Origin of the sequence: Mesorhizobium sp. M6A.T.Cr.TU.016.01.1.1 (assembly GCF_003952585.1) — a bacterium.
Taxonomy (GTDB): domain Bacteria; phylum Pseudomonadota; class Alphaproteobacteria; order Rhizobiales; family Rhizobiaceae; genus Mesorhizobium; species Mesorhizobium mediterraneum.
Window position 1 is genome coordinate 6,540,386 of the sequence record NZ_CP034452.1, and the last position, 14,986, is coordinate 6,555,371.

The window sequence follows — 14,986 nt, forward strand, 5'->3', positions numbered from 1 at the left end:
GTCATTCACCGCTTTGGATACAGGTATCCAACGCCGCGGATCGTCTTGATCAGCTCCGGCTTGGCCGGGTTCTTTTCGAGCCGGCGGCGCAGCCGCGTGATACGGCTGTCGATGCTGCGGTCGAAGGGCTCGTCGCCCCTGGGTGGCGCAAGGTCGAGCAATTCGTCGCGACCAATGACCTGGCCGGCCCGGGTGGCGAAGGCGGCCACCAGATCAAGCTCCATCGGCGTCAGCGGAATGGCCACGCCGTTGGTGTCGACGAGGTTTCTCGCGCGGGCGTCAAACACATAGGTTCCGAAGGCGAAATGCCCGGCCGGCAAAGCGTCGGCATTGTTCAATCCCTTCGGCCTGCGCCTGCGCAACACCGCGGCGATCCTGGCTTCCAGCTCGACCGGTGCAAAGGGCTTTGCCAGATAGTCGTCCGCGCCGACCTCGAGACCCGCCACCTTGTCGAAGACCGAATCGGCGCCCGTCAGCATCAGGATGCCGGTGTCGTGATGCTCGCGCAGCCAGCGGGCCAGGCTAAAGCCGTTCTCGCCGGGCATATTGAGGTCGAGCACGACAAGATCCGCCTTCGCCGCCGCGATCGTCTCGCGCAATTCGGCACCGCCGGATGCCGTGCGCATGCGGTAGCCTTTCGCCTGCAAATAGTCGGCGATCATGAACGCAACGTCGGTCTCGTCGTCCACGACAATGATGTCGGCCATGCGTTCCCCCGCGGCGAGCGACGCTCCAAACCTACAGGGCGCATTAACCCCGGGTCAATGTGCCCCGTCTGCTGCCGATTTCGGGCTGGTTCGACACAATTGAAACAATAGAGGCAGGGAGATTCGGTTCGCGGCATCTTCGTGAAACATCCCGCGGTTATTTGTCGAACGTCCCAGGCGGATGGCCGAGCAGGCGGCTTGACAGGCCGCGGGCCGTTCAGTCCATTGGCCCGCACGGAACAGCAACCGTCGTGACGGCGCATCCGTCTGTGGAGACCTCGCGTGACGACCTCCTCGAAGCTGTCCAGGCATTTCGCGTCGTTGATGGCGGCCTGCGTTTTGCCTCTCGTCGCGCTTGTCGCCGGCATCAGCCTCTACCAGTCCTACGCCCTGCAACAGTCATTTTTTCCCTATTCGATCATTTTGGTCGGGTTGCTTGTCTCGGCATTCGCTTTGCACCGAATGCTTCTGAGGGAGGTCGTCGGCCCGGCGATCTCGCTTGTCGAGCATGTCCGCTCCGGCGCCGCCGGCGAAAGCACCGACCCCGGGGCCGCGATCAAAACCTCGGCGCTTTGGCAGCCCTGGATAGACATGGCTTCGAGCATCTTCGCCGAAAACCGCAGGGCGCTGCGCGAGCTGGCCGACAGTGAGCAGCGCTACCGCAATGTTGTCGAGGCGCAGACGGAATATATCATCCGGGTCGCGCCCGATGGGCGCATGAGCTTCGCCAATGACGCCTACTGCCGCCTCGTCGGCAGGACGCGTGAGGAGTTGCTGAGCCCGGACTGGCACTATTTCAACTCGTTTTCCGCCGATTTCGGCAGCTTCGACGAGATCATCGGTCGAGTGACCCCGGAACGGCCGGTTTGCGAAGTGGAAGAGACCGGCGCCCTGAGCGATGGCCGCGAGGTCCACATTCATTGGACCGATCGCGGCATCTTCGACGCCAGCGGCAAGCTCATCGAAATACAGTCGATCGGACGCGATGTTGCCGAGCAGAAACTCGCCCGTCAGGCACTCGAGGCCAGCGAGCAGCGCTACCGCAGCGTGGTCGAGCTGCAGACCGAGTTCGTCGTCCGGATGTCGCCGGAGGGTCATTTGAGCTTCGTCAACGACGCCTATTGCCGGGCGTGCCGGATGACCCGTGAACAGCTTCTCGACCCGTCCTGGTGCGAACTCGATGTGCTGCCGCCCGACGAACGGCGCAGGTTCCTGGACCACCTTGCCCGCCTCACCCCGCAGGCGCCGGATGCCAGCATGGAACTTCTCAATGCGATGCCGGATGGCGTGCGCCGATGGCTCGCCTGGAACGATCATGGCATTTTCGACAGCGACGGGCGCCTTGTCGAAGTGCAGTCCGTCGGCCGCGATATCTCCGACCGCGTCCTGGCCGAGCAAGCCAGAATTGAAGCCGAAAAACTGTTGGCCGAACGGGAGGCGCAGTTTCGCGCCATAGCTGAAGGCGTGCCGCTGCCGATCACCATCTCGGCAATAGAAGGCCCCGAAATACTGTTCGTCAACGAGCCGGCGCGCAGGACGCTCGGCATCGAAGTCGGCCAGATCGGAGCCGAAGCGACGTCGACCTGGGAAGACCTCTCGCGGCGAGACCATCTCCTGCGGCTGTTGCTGAGAGATGGCATCGTCGACGCATTCGAAGCCGGCATGACCAATATGCAAGGCTCAAGAATGGATACGCTGGTTTCGGCGCGGCTGATCACGCAGGCCGGCCGTTCGGCAATGCTTGCTGCCGTCACCGACATCACCCGTCAGCGCGAAGCCGAGGCGGAGATCGCCCGCCAGCGTGAAACGCTGTACCAGTCGGAAAAGCTCTCCGCTCTCGGTTCGCTACTGGCCGGCGTGGCGCACGAGCTCAACAATCCGCTGTCGGTCGTCATCGGCTATAGCTCGATGCTGAAGGAATTCTCGACGGACAAGGCGACCGTGGGACGCGCCGACAAGATCCACGCAGCGGCCGAGCGATGCTCGCGAATCGTCCGCACCTTTCTGGCGATGGCCCGCAAGAAGCCGCCGACACGGGGCGCCGTCGACATCAATGAAGTCGTGGTCGCTTCGCTGGAGCTCGCCGCCTACAGCCTGCGTTCGGCTGGGGTCGAGATCCGCACCGAGCTGGCGGAACCGCTCCCCAATATCTGGGGTGATAGGGACCAGCTTCATCAGGTCATCACCAACCTGGTGGTCAATGCGCAGCAAGCTCTGCTGCAGGTCCCGCACCCGCGGCGGCTGACCATCGTCACGTCAGGGGAAGGCGATGCCGTCGAGGTGGTTGTCGCTGACAATGGCCCAGGCATGCCGGAGACTGTGCGCGCGCGCGCTTTTGAGCCTTTCTACACGACCAAAATGGCCGGCGAAGGCACCGGGGTCGGGCTGTCTGTCTGCCAGGGCATCGTGACGGCACACGACGGCAGCATAGAGCTGGATTCGACGCAGGGCGGCGGCGCACGGTTCACGGTCCGGCTTCCGAGCGGCAAGGCAGAGACGGCTCCTGCGCCCGAGGCTGCCGGAAGGGCGCCGCCTGCGCCATCGGCGGCACGAATTCTGGTGGTCGACGACGATGCCGACATTGCCTCGATGATCGCCGAGATGCTGCGCCGCGACGGCCACGACGTCACCATTGCCGACGATGCGAATGCCGCCCTCAAGGCTGTGCGCGCGGATGGAATCGATCTGTTGATCAGCGATATACGCATGCCCGGCCTCGACGGCCCCGGCCTCTATCGCGCGCTGGAGCAACTGCGTCCCGGACTCGCCAATCGGCTTCTGTTCGTGACCGGCGACACGCTGGCGCCCGAGATCGATCGTTTCATCGGCGAGACGGGCGCGCCGGTGATCGAGAAACCACTCGATCCGCAGACCTTTCGGAGGCTCGTGATGGAGCGCCTGAGGGCGATGGAGACCAGCGCAATGGAAGAGGCTAAAGCGTGACAAAACAGAAATTGCTCATTGTCGACGACGAAGCGCCCTTGCGCGAGATGCTGTCGGATTACCTGCTCATGCACGGCTTCGACGTTCGATCCGTTCCGGATGGGGCGGGAATGCTGACCGAACTCGATCGCTTTGGCCCCGACCTCGTCATTCTCGACGTCAATCTCGTCGGCGAAAGCGGCTACGACCTCGCCCGCGAAATCGCCAAGGGCAGCCGCGTCGGCATCCTGATGCTGACCGCGGTCGGAGACCTGCCGCATCGGCTCGAAGGTCTTGCCGCCGGCGCCGACGACTATATGGCCAAGCCGTTCGAGCCGCGCGAACTCCTGGCGCGTGTCAGGAGCGTCATCCGGCGCCTGGGCGAGGAAGAACAGACCCCGGAAAATCGCATCCGTTTCGGTGGCTGCATCCTCGATATGGACGGCCGCACGATGGTCGATTTGGATGGCACCGACGTGCAGTTGACGTCCATGGAATTCGACCTGCTGTGCGTCTTCGCGCGCCATCCCCGGCAGATATTGTCGCGCGACCAGCTGTGCAGGCTGGCCCACAACCGCGACCTCGAGCCGGGCGACCGGAGCATCGACATCCGCATCACCCGACTGCGCAAGAAGTTCGAGAGCGAGCCCGACGCTCCGACCGTTCTGGTGACGGTTCGCGGCGAAGGCTATGTCTACGAGCCTGCCCAGGACGAGGCGCGGCGCCGGTAGATACGGCGCTTCAAAGAGGCTGAGCCGTCCAGCTGTGACGGTTCACAGCTTACGCGATCGGCTTGCGCGCCCGGCGAAATTCCCTTCGCAGGCTTCGAACCGTGTCGCGCGCGACCGGGATGGTCCAGCGCGCGGTCATCGTCGCGATCAGCAGCCCGGCAACCGGATCGATGAAGCGGGCAATGATCGTGCCTTCCCAAATCATGGCTGTTGCGAGCGATGCGGTGATAAGCAGGTTCGACGAAAGCTTGTCCGAGAACAGGCAGATTTGCGCGCGGGCAAGCGCGGAAGCGGCAGCATTGTTGCGGGCTTTCCACCGGCGCAGGATCCAGAAATTGATCGCCGCGTAGGCCCCGTTCAGGCTCATGGCGAGAACAATGCCGGGACCGTGGGGTTCGACGCCGCCGACGGTGATCCGCTGGATGGCGATGCCGGCGACGACTGCCATGGAAAAGCACATGCCGACGGCGGCCAGCCCATTGACGAGCGTCTCGGCCAGGGCTGCTCGCCGCTTGTTCATGCCCAGTTTCTTGCTGCCGCCAGCCACAACCAGGACTGAGACCAGCACCAGCATGTCCATCAGCGTCAGGGCGAGATCGGCACGGATGGTCAGCGACGTGGATGTCGCCGCTGCATATGCGGTCAGCAGCAAGCCCGGGGTGCCCGCCAGCACGGCCAGACGTGCCGTCCGGGCCGCCGTCGCCTCGCCGGTCGGTCGGCCATTGGTTTTTCGCAAAGCTTGCATCGCCAGAAATCTCCTCGTTCTGGCGTCACCAATGGCGCAGGGGTGTTGCGCGGATTTGCCGATTTGCCGGCCTAAGGTTTCCTTTGTGTCGTCGCGCCGGTGCACCAGGCGCAGTGCCCGAGGGATCGCAACAAATGAAACAATTCGGACGGATTTCGGCATTCGTCCGAAACAGTCGGGAGCGAAAAGCCACGCCATGGAGCGAACCGACGGGACGGCTCCGCTGAAAAACGAAAAAGGAGATCAAGATGAATCGCTTCAAGACTTACCTAGCTGCTGCCTCAGCAATGGCCTGCGTCGCGGCTCCGGCTAGCGCGGCGGGCCCGGAAGGCTCCAACGGCAAATCGCTGAACGGCCTGGAGAAGAATTCGCTGACCAGTAACTCGCTCACCAGCAATTCGTTGACCAGCAACGGCCTCGGCGTCCTTGCGCTCAACGGCGTGCATGCTGACGGCATCGTTCTGGCGAAGAGTCTCGCTCCGGCCAGCAAGTCTATCGTCGACCCGAATGTCCGCTCCATCATCGACCCAAATATTCGCAGTCTACCGGCTGTCCAGCACGGCAGCGGCTCGGTGATCGATCCTAATTTCGGCAATCTGCCGGCTGTCCAGAAGGGCAACGTCCGGGCATCGACCGCAGGTAAGAAAAGCAGCGGCCTTCCGTCTGGCCAGCACGGCACCGGTAGCGGCGCCGGGACCAACCATGACCGGCCAACCCCTTCGCCGAGGCGTTGATATCCGGCGTCCGTGATCAATGGAACGGATGGCGTTGTGCCGTCCGTTCTCATTGGCTGTGCTTTCATTCGCAAGACATGCCGTCAGGAGCCAACAGTGTCAGCCCACAAAAACCGCCTCGTCCATATCAGCCGCTACGCATTGCTCGCGGTCGCCGTAGCCATTTCCAGCATGGCCGCGGTGCCTTTTGCCAATGCCGGCACCAGGCAAGCGATCGGCTCGATCTCCGTTGTCGGCACAAGGTTCGAGGTGACGATGGAAGATGGTCGCATTGTCGCTCAAGAGGATCTCGTCGGTGCCGTTCTGACGATTGGTGGTGACGGACAGGACCGGATGCCACTGCGCATCGACGCGGTCGAGATCGATCCGAGGAACCCGGATGGCGAGATCATGCTCTACACCATGTCGGCCCGCGACGCGGCAAGCGGTGCATGGCGCAACATCTGCGAGCCGGACATCGAGGGCCGGCGCATGGGCTTTCCGCTCGGCGGCACCTGGACGCAGGATGGTCGCCATTTGCCATCCGACACGGCGTTCAGCATTACCTGCACCGGCGGCGCCCAGGCGAAATGCGTGCGCTTCGGCTATCGCCCCTGGGAAAAGTCACCGGACGGCACTTCGCTCTGGGATCATCATCAAGCATGCACCCGCATGATCCGCGCTGATTATTGCGGCGATGGCGTCGGCCATACCCGCAACGGGACGCCGATCGTCATCTATGATCGCAAGGGCATTCAGCAGGACGAGGCCGCGCCTGATATGTCGTTCGAGGCGGCGTGGAGTGCCGACGGCGCGCTTTGCGTCAGCCACACCAGAATACCCGACGTGCTCACGATGGAGGGTCTGGCGGCGATCTGCCCAGGCGTGCGGCAGCAGCCACAGATAGCGGCGTGCGAAAGCGATGCCGGGGCGCTGATCCTCAACCGTTCGATCGATCCGCGAACGGTTCAGGCCGCAGCGAAATAGTCATAGCGCGGAAGATCTGCTGGGCTTGTCGGAGTGCGGATGTCCCGAATGGTCAAACGCATGCGCTCGTTCGACTGAGGCCATCAAGCATCCGACCTTCCGCGCCACTCCCTCACCCTCCCACCTGCTTGGTGCGCTTGGCCGTTTCGATCTTGGCCCGCGCCTCCACCGCCTTCTCGATCTCGCGCTTCAGCTCGTCCTTGATCGCTACCGTTTCGGCCAGCAAGGCATCGATCTTCATGAAATCGAGCACCCGGTATTTCGACACTGCCGGTCGGATCAGAATGTCGGGTCGGCTCTGCATCAGCTTGGCGGCGATGATCGACTGCATCATCAATTGCGTCGCGCCGAACATCAGGTCGACGGAGGTTGGATGTTTGCGCCCGGCTTCGGTCGGTGCGCCGACCACGTCGACGGCGATGATGATGTCGGCGTCGAGTTCGATCAAGTCGAACGGCACCGGATTGTAGATGCCGCCGTCGATCAGCAGCGTGCCGTCGCGCATCACCGGGCGGAACACCGCGGGAATAGCCGCCGAGGCGGCCAGCGCCGAGTGCAGGTCGCCGTCGTTGAGCACGGCTAGCTTATGGCCGAAGAAATCCGTCGCCGTCACCTTCAGCGGTATGGACAGTTCGGCGAAGGTTTCGGGAATGGCGTCGGGCAGGAATGCCTTGAGAATGCGCTCGACATTGAACTGGCTGACCCGCAGCCCGCCTTGCAGCACCTCGGCGAAGGTGCCGGGCCGCGCCCGCCACATGCGCGTCGCCACCTCGGCGCGGCGGCTGAGGATCGAGCGCGTATAGGCGTGCATGTCCTTGCCTGTCATGCCCGACGCCATGCAGGCGCCCATGATGGCGCCGATCGACGAGCCTGAGATGGCAACCGGTCTTATGCCCAGCTCGTCCAGCGCCTCGATGACATGGATATGCGCCAGACCACGTGCGCCGCCGCCGCCAAAGGCGATGCCGAAGCTCGGGCTCATCCTTTGCCCCCCATTTGGGCTCATTCCTTCTTGGCCTCGCCGAGTTTCGGCCCGACGACCATGATGGCCGGCTCGGCGGAGAGCAGCTTTTTCGCCACCGCCTTGACCTGGTCCAGCGTCACCCCGTTGATAAAGGCGGCGCGCCGCTGCATGTAATCGATGCCGAGCTTGTCGAGCTGCAGTTCGAGCAGCGTCGCGGCAATGGCGCCGGAGGAGTTCAGATTGTTGATTGCATAGGCGCCGATCATGTATTTCTTGGTCGCCGCCAGTTCCGCTTCGGTCGGCCCCTCCTCAGCCATGCGCCTCACCACCTCGCGCACGACAGCCAGCGTCTCCGCCGCCCGGTCCGAGCGGGTCGCAGTGGTGATGGCCAGTGCGTTGGCATGCTGATGATCGACCAGGTCGGAACTGACGCTGTAGGCCAGGCCACGCTTTTCGCGCACCTCGTCGAACAGCCGTGAGGTGAAGGCGCTGCCGCCGAGGATCTCGTTCATCAGCACCGCGGCGAAGAAATCCGGCGCACTGCGCTTGACGCCGGGATAGGCCAGTTGCAGCGAAGTCTGCGGCTGGTCGTAATTGACCTCGAGCTGCTGGTTGAGTTTCGGATCCGTATCGGCGACCGCGCTGAGCGCCTGGTGTTCCGGCAGGCCGCCGAAGACCATATCGAGCTTTTTTTTCAACGTCTCGGCATCGATAGCGCCGACCACCGCCACATGCAGCCCGTCGCGGGCGAAATTCGCCTTGTGAAAGGCGATCAGATCCCCCGGTGCGATCGTCGCGATGCTTTGCCTGGTGCCCTGGTCGGGTCGCGCATAGGGATGGGTGCGGTATAATGCTTCCAGCCATTTGCGCTGGGCGACCGTGTCGGGGTCAAGCTCGTTGGCGATGATGCCGGACAGCACTTGCGCGCGGATGCGGTCGATTGGCGCCTGGTCGAAACGCGGCTCTGTGACCGCCAGCCGCAACAGGTCGAACGCCGCGTCCCGCTGCTCGGCCAGCATGCGCATCGAGCCGTAGGTGCCGTCGCGCGCCGCTTCGAAGCTCATCTCGGCGCCGACGTCGTCCAGCTTTATCTGGAAGGCCTCGCTGTCGAGATCGCCGGCGCCCTCGTCGAACAGGCCGCTCATCAGATTGGCGAGACCTTCCTTACCAGCCGGATCCTGCGTCGTGCCGCCGTCGAAGACGAAGCGGATGGCGACGAGCGGCACGGAATAGTCCTCCACCAGCCAGGCAGTGATGCCCTTTGACGAGGTCACCTCCTGGATGCTCATGGCCGCGCGAGCGGAAAGCGCCGGCAGGACGAGGAAGAGCAGGGAGAGAAGTAAAGTGAGTACAGGTGCGACGGCACGCCGGGCCTTACCTTCTCCCCTTGTGGGAGAAGGTGTCGCCGAAGGCGACGGATGAGGGGTGCTGGACGGATCGCAGCGTTGGAGTTTCTTCCAACACCCCTCATCCGTCTTGGCGCTGCGCGCCAATCCACCTTCTCCCACAAGGGGAGAAGGGAAGTCGCCGCTATGCTGTTTCCTCATCATCAAATCAATTCCCTGCCTGTGTCTGCGGCAAGAGATAGCCTGATGTCGAATGGTTGAGATTGAGGTAGCGCGCGGCAACCGCCTTGACTTCGTCGGCGGTGACCTTGCGGATGCGGCCCGGCCATTCCTCGACATCCCTGACGGTGCCGCCGGTGGCGAGCGTCGCGCCGTAGATGTTGGCCATCGAATCCTGCTTGTCGCGGGCGAAGATCATCGAGCGAACGAAACGATCCTTGGCCTTCTCCAACTCGCCTGGTGTGACGCCGTCCTTGGCGATGCGGGCGACCTCGACCTCGACTGCCGCCTGGACGTCGGCCAGCTTGGCGTCGCCGCGCGGCGCGCCATAGACGGTGAAGTTGCTGGCATCGAGCATGGTGCCCTGGAAGAAGGCGCCGGCCTCGGCGGCGATGCCTTGCTTGACGACCAGCTGCTGGTGGAGCCGGCTGCGGCTGCCGCCGCCGAGGATCTCCGCCAGCAGGTCCAGCGCTTCCGCTTCGCCCGGCTTTGCAGTGTGATAGGAGGGAACCACCCATTGCGTCGAAAAGTTCGGCACGCTGACGCGCGCGTCAGTGAGTGTCACCGTGCGCCTGGTGTTCTGTTCGGGTTCGACCGGACGGATGCGCGGCGGCAGGTCTGGGCCACGCGCAATCTTGCCATAGGTCTTTTCGGCCAGCGCCTTGACCACTTCCGGCTCGACATCGCCGGCCACCACCAGCACGGCGTTGTTGGGCGTGTAATATTTGTCGTAAAAGGCCTTGGCGTCGGTGCGGTTCAGCTTCTCCATCTCCTGCATCCAGCCGATCACCGGAATGCGGTAGGGCTGGTTCTGCCAGAGCGTGGCGTCGACCTCCTCGCCGAGCACTGCCTGCGGATTGCTGTCGATGCGGGAGCGGCGCTCCTCGAGGATCACGTCGCGCTCGGTGGCGATGACATCGTCGTTGAGGATGAGGTTGCGCATGCGATCGGCCTCGAAATCCATCATCTGCTCGAGCGCCTGTGGCACCACCGTCTCGTAAAAGGCGGTGTAGTCATACGAGGTGAAAGCGTTGTTGGAACCGCCGATGGCGGAGACGGCACGGTCGAACGCGCCGGCCGCATGATTGGTCGTCGCCTTGAACATCAGATGCTCGAAGAAATGGGCGATGCCGGACTTGCCCGGCGGCTCATCCGCGCTGCCGATCTTGTACCACACCATATGAGTGACGATCGGCGCACGGTGATCGGGGATGACGACAACCTCCATGCCGTTGTCGAGCAGGAAATCCGTCACCTTGCCGTCGTCCGGCTTGGTGTCGGCCAGAACCGGGCCGGTCATCACGAGAGCCAGCGCCAAGAGCGTTCCGCGCAGCCATTCAGCCTGAGATGTCATCAATGGCTCCAGGTGTCATGGGGTGGGACGATAGGCGGGGATTGCGAAACAGGCAAAGTGATTTGTTCGTCATTTTCGCGCGCAAAGGCGGCCGAACTCAGGCGGCTTCGATGAAGCGGATGACGGTCTCGCCGTAGTTGCGCTCGTCGACAACCGAAAAGCCCGGCCCTGCCTCGAAGGGCGCCACCGCCGCCTCCTCGACGACGCAGAGCCCGCCGGGCGCGAGCCAGCCGCCAGCCTTGGCCGAGCGCAAGGCACGCTCGCCCAGGCCCTTGCCATAGGGCGGATCGGCGAACACCAGGCCGAACGCGGCCATCGTGCCCGCCTCGCCCAAAGCCGTGGCGTCGCGGCGGAATATCTTGGTGCGCCCGGTCAGGCCGAAGGCCTCGACATTGGTGCGGATCAGGCCGCGCCCTTCGGCCGATTCTTCGATGAAGACGCCGTAAGACGCACCGCGTGACAGCGCCTCGAGGCCGAGCGCGCCGGTGCCAGCGAACAGGTCGAGCACACGCGCCCCGTCCAGCCTATCGGGGAAGCGATGCGCCAGCACGTTGAAGACAGCCTCGCGCGTGCGGTCGGTCGTCGGGCGGATGGCGCTTGAACGGGGCGTCGCCAGCGGACGCCCGCGAAATTCACCGCCGACGATCCGCATTGCCTCCCCTTGATCCCCCAGGGCCACTGCGCGGCCGGTCGCCATCACTCTTGCCGGAATTTGGGCGTTCGCCACGCGGCTTGCCGAACGGCTTTGCGCCTCCGGGTTTTCCACCTCCCGGTCCACTGGCGGGCTTGCCATAGGACGGCTTGAACGAGGCCTTGCGCGCCTTGGTTTCGGCTGCCTTGGCGGCATCGGCCTCCGCCCTGCCTTTGCCGATCGGCCGCGCGCCTGGCGCCATCCAGACATTGGCCTTGCGCTGGCCCGGCGGCTCGATCGGGCGCTGCTCGCGTTCGGACTTTTTCCCGCCGCCCGGTTTGCCGCCAAAGCCGCCTGGCCCGCTACGCTCAGATTTAGGGCCACGCTCACCAAAGCTCTTTTCCGGCCCAGAGCTTCTGCCTGGACTTGTCGACAGCTTGCCCAGCGCCTCGTCGCGGCTGCCTTCGCGGCGCTTGCGGTTCTTGATCAATCCGCCTTCGCCGATCGGACGGCGTTCGCCGTCGCGGGTGAATTTCGGCCGCTCCGGTTCCTCTTCCCGCACCGCTTCACGCCGTACCGGCTTGTTGGAAAACGGCTTGGTGATCTCGGCGTCGAAATTGGCGCCGGATTCCTCTACCAGGCGTTCGCCGAGCTGGTCGCGCAGCACGCGGCCCTTGATCTCCAGCACATGACCCTCGGGCAGGTCGTCGAGCTGGAACGGCCCGTAGGAAATGCGGATCAGCCGTGTCACGTCGAGACCAAGCGAGCCCAGTATGTTCCTGACCTCGCGGTTCTTGCCTTCGCGCAGGCCAAGCGTCAGCCAGGCATTGGTGCCTTGCTCGCGGTCGAGCGTCGCCTCGATGGCGCCGTAGAAGACGCCGTCGACGGCGATGCCTTCGCGCAAGCCGGCGAGCGCACTTTCCTCGACCTTGCCGTGGACGCGCACGCGGTAGCGCCTGAGCCAGCCGGTGGCCGGCAATTCGAGCACGCGCGACAGGCCGCCATCATTGGTAAGCAACAGCAGCCCTTCGGTGTTGATGTCGAGCCGGCCGATGGTCATCAGCCGCGGCAGGTCGGCCGGCAGCACGTCGAAGACGGTCTTGCGGCCCTCGGGATCACGGTTGGTGGTGACCACGCCAGCCGGCTTGTGGAACAGGAACAGCCGGGTGCGCTCGATCGGCGGGATCTCCATGCCGTCGAGATGGATGATATCGCCGGGCATCACATTGAAGGCGGGCGAGGACAGCACCCTTCCATTGACCTTGACGCGGCCGGCTGCGATCAGCTCCTCTGCATCGCGGCGCGAGGCAAGGCCGGCGCGGGCCAGCCGCTTGGCAATGCGCTCGCCAGCCTCTTCCGTCGCCTCGGCGGGACGCGGGCGCGGCTTGAAACCACCGCCTGATGTCCCCTGGGGTCGATCACCGCCGAAATCGCGCTTGGGCCGATCGCCGAAGTCGCGCTTGGGGCGATCACTGAAGTCTCCCTTGGGACGGTCGAAGCGCCTTTCGCCGCGCTCGCCTTCGGCAGCTGCCGGCCGGTCGCCGCGTGGCGCGTAGGGCTTGCGCGGTTCTTCGCGCTTCTCATAAGGCTTGCCTTCCGGACGCGGCCCTTTGCTGAACGGCCGGTCGCCACTTTTGAAGTCGCGCTTCGGCCGCTCGCCTTCGGCCGCCATCGGGCGGTCGCCCCGCGGCGCATATGGCTTGCGCGGCCCCTCACGCTTTTCATAGGGCTTGCCTTCAGGGCGCGGTCCCTTGCTGAACGGCCTATCGCCACTTTTGAAGTCGCGCGTCGGCCGCTCGCCGTCGGCAGCCATCGGTCGGTCGCCGCGCGGCGCGTAGGGCTTGCGCGGACCCTCGCGCTTTTCAAAAGGCTTGCCTTCCGGACGCGGCCCTTTGCTGAATGGCCTATCGCCGCTTTTGAAGTCACGCTTTGGCCGCTCGCCATCAGCCGCCATCGGCCGGTCGCCGCGCGGCGCGTAGGGCTTGCGTGGACCCTCGCGCTTTTCATAGGGCTTGCCTTCAGGGCGCGGTCCCTTGCTGAACGGCTTATCGCCGCTTTTGAAGTCGCGCTTCGGCCGCTCGCCGTCAGCCGCCATCGGTCGGTCGCCGCGTGGCGCGTAAGGTTTTTTCGCGCCGAAAGACGGCTTACCGCCTTTGCCGGCAGCGGCGTCACGACCACGCGGGCCCGACGGTTTCGGGCCGTTCTTGCGCGGGCCTTTTTGACCCGGGAATTTCTTGTTTTTGTCGTCCATGTGGCCTTTGCTCGTTTGGGCGGGTAGATAACAGGATCGCGCCTGAGTAGCGAGGAGATAATAGGAATGGAAACCGCTTGAGGCGGCCGGATTTCATGGCGCTGGCGCTGAAAGAGGCCGAAACTGCCGCCTTGCGCGGCGAAGTGCCGGTCGGCGCGGTCATCGCCAGCGGCGATACGGTCGTTGCCAGTGCCGGCAACCGCACCCGCGAGCTTGCCGATCCCACGGCCCATGCCGAAATGCTGGTGATCCGCGAAGCCTGCAGCAAGCTGTCGAGCGAGCGGCTCACCGGCCACGATCTCTATGTGACGCTGGAGCCCTGCGCCATGTGCGCCGGCGCCATTTCCTTCGCCAGGCTGCGCCGGCTCTATTTCGGCGCCGCCGACGAGAAGGGCGGCGCTGTGGTCAACGGCGTCCGCTTCTTCGCCTCACCGACCTGCCACCATGTGCCAGACATCTACCCAGGCATGGCCGAGAGCGACGCGGCGCTGCTTCTGAAGGATTTTTTCAGGGAGCGACGCGAACCGTAGCGGCGCCAGCTTTCCCTAGCAGCTTACCACGGCAGCCAGTCGAACATGCCGCCGCTCTTGTTCTTGGCGGCCGCTTCCTTCTTGAGGCGGCGTTCTTTCTTGTACTCGTCCTCGCCGAGGTCGCCCGTCGGCGCGGTGCCGGCAGCGGCGCGGTACTGCACAGGCGGCTCGCTCAGATATTTGCGGGTATTCGGATCACCCTGCTTACCTTGGGCGAGGCGGCGCTTGACCTCGGCGGCGCGGCCCTTGTCCGAATCCGCCGGAGACCAGGCCGGCGGATGGCTGGATGCCGACTGCGCCATCGCAGCCTTGATCGCCACCGGATCCGTCTGGACGTCATCGACGATCTGCGCCTGATAGTCCGGATCGTCCTGATGGAGGGTAGCATCGGCGCGCAGGCGAGCGCGGCGTTGCTCGGGCGATTCGGGCCAATCGGCGCTCGCCGTCGCGATACTGTCTTGCGGCGGCGGCAGTTCCTTCTGCCCCGGCGCCGGCTTCACCAGCTCGGGACGCGGCTTGTAGTCGATCCTGTCCTTGTTCTTTGGCATGACTGAAAAAGCGCTGGTGAGATCGCCGGCAAGCTGGGCGGCGGCGGGCTTGTCGGTGCCGTAGGTCGGCGAGCCCATGCAGCCGGACAGGGCCAGGCCGGATACGACAAGCGGCGCCAGCAGCGCAACGCGCGCGCAAGTTCTTTCGGTCATGCCAAAAAGTCCCACTCTAGACAGCCTCTCGATCGCACCGGCCAAAAGGTCCGGTCCCCATCGCCTATGCTCTTCCGACGGAAATCCGGCGACAATTTGTCGTCCGGAGTTTCGCGTGTTTACCTCAACCACTCGTTAAGGGCAACGCGCGGGGGCCGATCAGCCGCCCGCCGTGGCATTTGTGC

13 protein-coding genes are annotated in these 14,986 nt (G+C 64.4%); 5 read left to right on the forward strand and 8 right to left on the reverse strand.

What is annotated here, in order from left to right:
• Positions 1 to 5 precede the first annotated feature (5 nt).
• Positions 6 to 707: a response regulator transcription factor gene (locus EJ075_RS31705; RefSeq protein WP_126107015.1), complete on the reverse strand. Its 702-nt coding sequence runs from the start codon at positions 705 to 707 to the stop codon at positions 6 to 8.
• A gap of 282 nt (positions 708 to 989) precedes the next feature.
• Between EJ075_RS31705 and EJ075_RS31710 the strand changes: the two genes are divergently transcribed.
• The gene (locus EJ075_RS31710) at positions 990 to 3,650 is read left to right on the forward strand and encodes a PAS domain-containing sensor histidine kinase (protein WP_126107016.1); all 2,661 of its coding nucleotides are present in this window, start codon (positions 990 to 992) and stop codon (positions 3,648 to 3,650) included.
• The gene (locus EJ075_RS31715) at positions 3,647 to 4,360 is read left to right on the forward strand and encodes a response regulator transcription factor (RefSeq protein ID WP_126107017.1); all 714 of its coding nucleotides are present in this window, start codon (positions 3,647 to 3,649) and stop codon (positions 4,358 to 4,360) included. The genes EJ075_RS31710 and EJ075_RS31715 overlap by 4 nt, the downstream gene beginning before the upstream one ends.
• Positions 4,361 to 4,409: 49 nt before the next feature.
• Here the strand turns inward: EJ075_RS31715 and EJ075_RS31720 are convergent, their stop codons facing one another.
• On the reverse strand, positions 4,410 to 5,105 hold the full coding sequence (locus EJ075_RS31720) for a hypothetical protein (RefSeq protein ID WP_126107018.1): 696 nt from the start codon (positions 5,103 to 5,105) through the stop codon (positions 4,410 to 4,412).
• A 248-nt stretch (positions 5,106 to 5,353) separates the two neighbouring features.
• On the opposite strand from EJ075_RS31720, the gene EJ075_RS31725 reads away from it, so the two are divergent.
• Together EJ075_RS31725 and EJ075_RS31730 are read left to right on the forward strand one after the other, a co-directional pair.
• Positions 5,354 to 5,839: a hypothetical protein gene (locus EJ075_RS31725; protein WP_126107019.1), complete on the forward strand. Its 486-nt coding sequence runs from the start codon at positions 5,354 to 5,356 to the stop codon at positions 5,837 to 5,839.
• 96 nt (positions 5,840 to 5,935) lie between these two features.
• Positions 5,936 to 6,805, forward strand: coding sequence for an ADYC domain-containing protein (locus tag EJ075_RS31730; protein ID WP_126107020.1), 870 nt, complete (start codon positions 5,936 to 5,938; stop codon positions 6,803 to 6,805).
• Between the two features lie 112 nt (positions 6,806 to 6,917).
• On the opposite strand, the gene EJ075_RS31735 is transcribed toward EJ075_RS31730, so the two are convergent.
• The 5 genes from EJ075_RS31735 to EJ075_RS31755 all read right to left on the reverse strand — a co-directional run bounded on the left by EJ075_RS31735 (position 6,918) and on the right by EJ075_RS31755 (position 13,570).
• Positions 6,918 to 7,787 (reverse strand): patatin-like phospholipase family protein, encoded by an 870-nt coding sequence (locus tag EJ075_RS31735; protein WP_126107021.1) that lies wholly within the window; start codon positions 7,785 to 7,787, stop codon positions 6,918 to 6,920.
• 20 nt (positions 7,788 to 7,807) lie between these two features.
• Complete coding sequence (locus EJ075_RS31740; RefSeq protein ID WP_245458246.1) at positions 7,808 to 9,100, reverse strand: pitrilysin family protein; 1,293 nt, start codon at positions 9,098 to 9,100, stop codon at positions 7,808 to 7,810.
• A gap of 223 nt (positions 9,101 to 9,323) precedes the next feature.
• Complete coding sequence (locus tag EJ075_RS31745) at positions 9,324 to 10,688, reverse strand: pitrilysin family protein (protein WP_126107022.1); 1,365 nt, start codon at positions 10,686 to 10,688, stop codon at positions 9,324 to 9,326.
• Positions 10,689 to 10,785: 97 nt separating this feature from the next.
• Positions 10,786 to 11,340, reverse strand: coding sequence for a 16S rRNA (guanine(966)-N(2))-methyltransferase RsmD (rsmD, locus tag EJ075_RS31750; RefSeq protein WP_095485629.1), 555 nt, complete (start codon positions 11,338 to 11,340; stop codon positions 10,786 to 10,788).
• A complete protein-coding gene (locus EJ075_RS31755; protein WP_126107023.1) occupies positions 11,321 to 13,570 on the reverse strand; it encodes a pseudouridine synthase in 2,250 nt (749 codons plus the stop codon). The genes rsmD and EJ075_RS31755 overlap by 20 nt, the downstream gene beginning before the upstream one ends.
• A 77-nt stretch (positions 13,571 to 13,647) precedes the next feature.
• Here EJ075_RS31755 and EJ075_RS31760 point away from each other — a divergent pair, with 77 nt between their 5' ends.
• The gene (locus EJ075_RS31760) at positions 13,648 to 14,100 is read left to right on the forward strand and encodes a nucleoside deaminase (RefSeq protein ID WP_095485627.1); all 453 of its coding nucleotides are present in this window, start codon (positions 13,648 to 13,650) and stop codon (positions 14,098 to 14,100) included.
• Positions 14,101 to 14,123: 23 nt separating this feature from the next.
• On the opposite strand, the gene EJ075_RS31765 is transcribed toward EJ075_RS31760, so the two are convergent.
• Complete coding sequence (locus tag EJ075_RS31765) at positions 14,124 to 14,801, reverse strand: hypothetical protein (RefSeq protein ID WP_126107024.1); 678 nt, start codon at positions 14,799 to 14,801, stop codon at positions 14,124 to 14,126.
• Positions 14,802 to 14,986: the final 185 nt, after the last annotated feature.

Bases quoted from the DNA above. Each gene is read 5' to 3' on its own strand.
- EJ075_RS31745 (WP_126107022.1), bottom strand. From the start codon at position 10,688: ATGACATCTCAGGCTGAATGGCTGCGCGGAACGCTCTTGGCGCTGGCT.
- EJ075_RS31705 (WP_126107015.1), bottom strand. From the start codon at position 707: ATGGCCGACATCATTGTCGTGGACGACGAGACCGACGTTGCGTTCATG.
- EJ075_RS31755 (WP_126107023.1), bottom strand. From the start codon at position 13,570: ATGGACGACAAAAACAAGAAATTCCCGGGTCAAAAAGGCCCGCGCAAG.
- EJ075_RS31725 (WP_126107019.1), top strand. From the start codon at position 5,354: ATGAATCGCTTCAAGACTTACCTAGCTGCTGCCTCAGCAATGGCCTGC.
- EJ075_RS31720 (WP_126107018.1), bottom strand. From the start codon at position 5,105: ATGCAAGCTTTGCGAAAAACCAATGGCCGACCGACCGGCGAGGCGACG.
- EJ075_RS31765 (WP_126107024.1), bottom strand. From the start codon at position 14,801: ATGACCGAAAGAACTTGCGCGCGCGTTGCGCTGCTGGCGCCGCTTGTC.
- EJ075_RS31735 (WP_126107021.1), bottom strand. From the start codon at position 7,787: ATGAGCCCGAGCTTCGGCATCGCCTTTGGCGGCGGCGGCGCACGTGGT.
- rsmD (WP_095485629.1), bottom strand. From the start codon at position 11,340: ATGCGGATCGTCGGCGGTGAATTTCGCGGGCGTCCGCTGGCGACGCCC.